We start from the raw sequence: 5,393 nt of genomic DNA, 5'->3' as shown, positions 1-5,393 counted from the left end.
CCTCCACAACCTCGGCGCGCAGGCGCTGGCCGTTGAAGCACAGGCGCGGAAACCCGTCGCGGTGTTCGTCGCCTTCGGTGCTGCGGTGGCAGGGGCCGAGCTGCACGATCAGCTCGATGCTGCCATCCGGGAACACACGTTCCCGCGCATGGTTCAGCACGCCGTCAAAGGCCCAGAGTTTTTCGACTTGGACGGCCAGCGCCGGTGGACGCCAGTCAGCACCGATCCAAGTGCCGAGCGGACCGTCAACTTGCCAGGTTTGGGGCGTGTCTTGCGTCTGCATGTCCACGCCCCTGCAAGGTCACTGAAGTTGGGGTTCCGTGACGCGCTTTGCGAGGTGCGCCAATGATTCTTCGACCTGGTCCACCAGGATCAGGCATAGGTCGCCCGGCTGCAGCTTGGACAAGGCCTTGTCGATGGCGATGAACTCGCCATGGATCTCTTCGACATGCGAGGTGCGTGGGGCGCCCTGCAGGCCCTGGCGCAGCAGCGCCAGCACTTCACCGTCCTCGCGGCCGCGCTGGCAGGCGTCCTGGAACAGGATCACGTCGTCGAAGGCCTTGCCGAGGATTTGCGTCTGCTCGCGGATGTCCTCGTCGCGCCGGTCGCCAGCGCCGGAGATGACCACCGAGCGGCGCTTGCCTGGCATCGCGTTGACGGCGTCGACCAGCGCGCGCATCGCGTCGGGGTTGTGGCCGTAGTCGGCGATCAAGGTGGCGCCGTGGTAGTCCAGCACATTGAAGCGGCCGGGTGCGTTGTCGGCGTCGTTCAGGAAGCTGGCGAGGCCGGCGCGCATCGCGTCCCAGCCCAGGCCGACGGCCCAGCCGGCGGCAATGGACGCCATCGCGTTTTCAACCTGGAAGCCGATGCTGCCGTTGCGGGTCAGCGGGATGTCGCGCAGGCTCACGCTCTCGCGCCAGTTGCCTTCGGCGGCGACGATGTGGCCGTCATCCACGAACACGCAGCGCTGGCCCTGCGCGCGGTGCGTGGCCAGCACCGGGTGGTGCCGGTCGGCAGCGAAGAAGATGATGCCACCGGGGCTGGTCGGCGCCATTGCCGCGCAGTGCGGGTCGGTCGCGTTCAGCACCGCGAAGCCGGTGGGCGCGACGTTCTGCACGATCACGCGCTTGAGCACCGCCAGGTCTTCGACCGTGGTGATGTAGTTCAGCCCCAGGTGGTCGCCCGCGCCGATGTTGGTGACGACTGCCACCTGGCAGCGGTCATAGCCTAGGCCTTCGCGCAGGATGCCGCCGCGTGCGGTCTCGAACACGGCCGCGTCCACGTCGGGGTTCATCAGCACGTTGCGCGCGCTGCGCGGGCCGGCGCAGTCGCCCGAATCGATCTGGCGACCGTTGACGTGCACGCCATCCGTGTTGGTCATGCCCACGCGCAGGCCGGCGGCAGTGAACAGGTGGGCGATCAGCCGCGTGGTGGTCGTCTTGCCATTGGTGCCGGTGACGGCAACCACCGGGATGCGGCCGTCGTCGCCCGGGCCGTAGAGGTGGTTGATGATGGCTTCGCCGACCGGCCGGCCCTTGCCGAACGAAGGTGACAGGTGCATGCGCAGGCCAGGTGCGGCGTTCACTTCGACGATGCCGCCGCTCTGCTCTTCGAGCGGGCGGATCACGTTGTCGCAGACCACGTCCACGCCGCAGATGTCCAGGCCGATCATCTGCGCCGCAGCCACCGCACGCGCGGCGACCTCGGGGTGCACGTCGTCGGTCACGTCGGTCGCGGTGCCGCCGGTCGAGAGGTTGGCGTTGTTGCGCAGGATCACGCGCTGGCCCTTGTCCGGCACCGACTCGGGCGTCATGCCTTGGATCTCCAGCCGCGCCACGGCAATCTCGTCGAAGCGGATCTTGGTCAGCGAGGTCGCATGGCCGTCGCCGCGTTTCGGGTCGGCATTCACCAGGGTCACCAGCTCGCGCACCGTGTGCTCGCCGTCGCCAATGACCAGCGGGGGGTCGCGCCGCGCGGCGGCGATCAGCTTGTTGCCCACCACCAGCAGCCGGTAGTCGCTGCCGGGCAGGAATTTCTCGACCATGACCTGGCCGATTTCCTCGGCCACCTTGTAGGCAATCTCCAGGTGCTCGCGGGTCACGATGTTGACGGTGACGCCCTTGCCCTGGTTGCCGTCCTGCGGCTTGAGCACGACAGGCAGGCCGATCTCCAGCGCCACTTCCCAGGCTTCGTCCACCGAGTCCACCGGCCGGCCCAGCGGCACCGGCACGCCAGCGGCGCGCAGCAAGGTCTTGGTCAGGTCCTTGTCCTGCGCAATGGATTCGGAAACCGCGCTGGTCGAATCGACCTCGGCCGCCCAGATGCGGCGCTGCTTGGCGCCCCAGCCGAACTGCACCAGGCTGCCCTGCGTGAGCCGGCGATACGGCACGCCGCGTGCCACGCCGGCCAGCACGATGGAACCGGTGGACGGGCCCAGGCGCACGTCTTCGTCGATCTCGCGCAGCGCGGCCACGGTGCCAGTCAGGTCGAAGCTGCCGCCGGCCAGCGCGGCCTGGATCAGGCCTTCGGCTGCGATCAAAGCCTTGCGGCCCACGTCTTCCTCGCTGTATTCCACGACCACCTGGTAGACCCCGGGTTCCAGCGTCGCGGTCGTGCGGCTGAAGGTCACCGGGCAACCGGCCTGGCTTTGCAGCGCCAGCGTCGCGGTTTCCAGCACATGGGCCAGCGAGGCCTGGTCCGGCTGGCGGCGCAGCGGGCCCAGGTTGGGGAACAGCGCGCGCAGCCGGGCCTCGAACTCGGGAAGCGAAGTCAGTGCGCGTTCTTGTTCTCCGCAGGTGACGATGGCCTCGATGGCGGTGTGGCGGCTCCAGAGGTTGGGGCCACGCAAGGCGCGAATGCGGGAAATGTCCATGGTGCTTTTGTTTTACAGCGAGAGCGGGACGGTGGGGCGGGAAAGGAAACAGGCAGCTGGCCCGCTCAGGCGGCGGTTTGCAGCGCGAAGGTTTCGATGCCGGCGGCGATGAGGTCGGGCGAGATGCCGAAGGCCCAGGCTGCGGCCACTGCAGCCAGCAGCAGTTCCATCAGCTCGGGCGTGGGGGCGTGGCCGCGGCGCTGCACGATGCCGGCCAGGTCCACGCCCGGCAGCTCGACAGCGCCTTGCGTCAGGTGCACCCGGCCGCCCCGCAGGAAAGCCACGCGCTTGCCGGCGGCCTGGTGCTCGACCAGCGGCTCGGGCAGCGTGCCGCCTTCGTCCACGCCGTACATCAGCACCTCGCCGTCGCACAGTTCGGCCATCTCGGCGATGCGCGCGTCGCCCGCGTTCAGCACGCCCACGCCGTCGCCCAGTACCACGTCGATCTGGGTGCGCAGCACCTTGTAGAGCTGGTCGGCCTCGGTGATGTCGTGTCGGCCCAGCGCTTCTGCGCCACCGAAATCGGTGATCAGGCCGACGTGGCAGCGGTCGTAGGGCAGCCCCTCGTCCAGCACCAACGCGGCGCTGTTCTCGAACACGGCGGCCTGGGCCTCGCGGTTCATCAGCAGCCGGTGGCTGGCTTCCCAGAAGCGAGCGGCCTGGGGGCTGGCCTTTTCGGTGCGGCGGCTGCCGATGAACAGACCGTCCTGGCAGGCGAGCGCGGTCGGCTTGCCGCTGAGGTGGATCAGCCAGGCGACCGCGCGGGCAATGGTGGCCGTGCCGTGCGTGCCCATCACGCCGACGATGGGGATGCGGCCGGCGTGGCCTTCATGTTCTTCCGCCGGAAACAGGTGCTCGACGATGGCCTGGCCCACCGGCCGCGGCGTGCCTTCGGCCGGCTTCAGGTGCATCAGCAGCCCGGGGCCGGCATTGACTTCGACGATGGCGCCGCCCTGCGCTTCCAGCGGGCGCGAAATGTCCTCGCACACCAGGTCCACGCCGGCAATGTCCAGGCCGACGGCGCGCACCGCCAGCGAGACGACATGCGCCACCTCGGGATGGACCGCGTCGGTGCAGTCGATCGCCACGTTGCCGTTGCGCTGCACCAGCACGCGCTTGCCCACTGGCGGCACGGTGTCAGGCGTCAGGCCCTGGCGTTGCAGGTCGAGCTGGATCACGCCGTCCGAGCGCACGTTCAGGCGGTTCAGCGGATGGTCTTCGGTGGTGCCGCGGCGCGGGTCGCTGTTGATCTGCTGGTCGACCAGCGTGGCCACGTCGTGCTGGCCGTCGCCGGTGACCCAGGCGGTTTCGCCGCGCGCTGCGGCCACGACCTTGCCGCCGACCACCAGCAGCCGGTGCTCTTCGCCGCGGATGAAGGGTTCGACCAGCACCTCGCTGCCGTGGCGTGCGGCCACTTCATAGGCGGCTTCGATGTCGGCCTGCTTGCTCAGGTCCAGCGTCACGCCGCGGCCATGGTTGCCGTCGCTGGGCTTGACGACCACCGGCAGGCCGATGTCCTCGGCGGCAGACCAGGCCTCGGCCGGGCTGTGCACCACCTCGCCTTCGGGCACCGGCACGCCGCAGGCCTTCAGCAGGGTCTTGGTCAGGTCCTTGTCGCTGGCGATGTTCTCGGCAATCGCGCAGGTCAGGTCGGTCTCGGCCGTCCAGATGCGGCGCTGGCGCGCACCGTAGCCCAGCTGCACCAGGTTGCCGTCGTTCAGGCGGATGTGCGGGATGCGCCGGTCGGTCGCCGCGGCGACGATGCAGGCGGTGGATGGGCCCAGGTAGCAATCGTCGATGGCCTCGCGCACGACGGCCACGGCGGCAGAGGTGTCGAACGGCCGGTCGTTGATCGCGGCCATCAGCAGCGCATGGCCTTGCTGCAGCGCCGCTCGGCCGACCTGCTCGTTGCGGGCGCGGAAGACCATGCGGTAGACGCCTCGCTGGGAGGTGCTGCGGGTCTGGCCGAAGCCCGTCGGCATGCCGGCCAGGTTCAGCAACTCGATCACGCAGTGCTCGAGGATGTGCCCGGCCCAGGTGCCTTCGGTGAGGCGCTGCAGAAAGCCGCCGCGCTCGCCCACGCCGCAGTGGTGTTCCTCCAGCGCCGGCAGCAGCTTGAGCAGCCGCTCGGTGAAACCGGGCAGGGTTTGCGAAGGAGAGTCTTCCAGCTCGCCGAGGTCCAGCCAGACCTCCATCACCGGCCGGTAGGTCCAGATGTTGGGGCCGCGCAGGTAGGTGATGCGCAGCAGCTGGATGTCGTTCTTCGGTTCGCTCATGGGCAGGCAGGCAAGGAAAAGTGTGACCCGTTGCCGGCCGTGGTGGCCGTTTTCGTCGGCCCACCGGCCGCGCGGGCAGTGCTGCTTATTGTGTCGGCAGCTGGCAGCTGCCAGCACGTCGCAATCCCGCGATTTTGCGCTCCTCGCCTTGGCCGGCGGCCGGCGGGGCTGTTGATGCCCGACAGTCCCCGCATCGACCCGCACGCCGTGGAGGCCGGATTCGCGGAAAATCCGCCGCTTCAGCG

At 69.2% G+C, this 5,393-nt stretch carries 3 protein-coding genes; all 3 read right to left on the bottom strand.

Annotation, left to right across the window (positions count from 1 at the left end):
* A partial coding sequence (locus tag FKP22_RS20100) for a hypothetical protein (protein ID WP_211361486.1) occupies positions 1 to 283 on the bottom strand: 283 nt, incomplete at its 3' end.
* 18 nt (positions 284 to 301) lie between these two features.
* Positions 302 to 2,872, bottom strand: coding sequence for a cyanophycin synthetase (gene cphA, locus FKP22_RS20095; RefSeq protein WP_141289473.1), 2,571 nt, complete (start codon positions 2,870 to 2,872; stop codon positions 302 to 304).
* Positions 2,873 to 2,937: 65 nt separating this feature from the next.
* A complete protein-coding gene (locus FKP22_RS20090; protein ID WP_141289472.1) occupies positions 2,938 to 5,148 on the bottom strand; it encodes a cyanophycin synthetase in 2,211 nt (736 codons plus the stop codon).
* Positions 5,149 to 5,393 lie beyond the last annotated feature (245 nt).

This window comes from Ideonella azotifigens (genome assembly GCF_006519715.1).
Classification (GTDB): Bacteria; Pseudomonadota; Gammaproteobacteria; order Burkholderiales; family Burkholderiaceae_C; genus Ideonella; species Ideonella azotifigens.
This window is presented reverse-complemented; position numbering and strand designations above follow the sequence as displayed.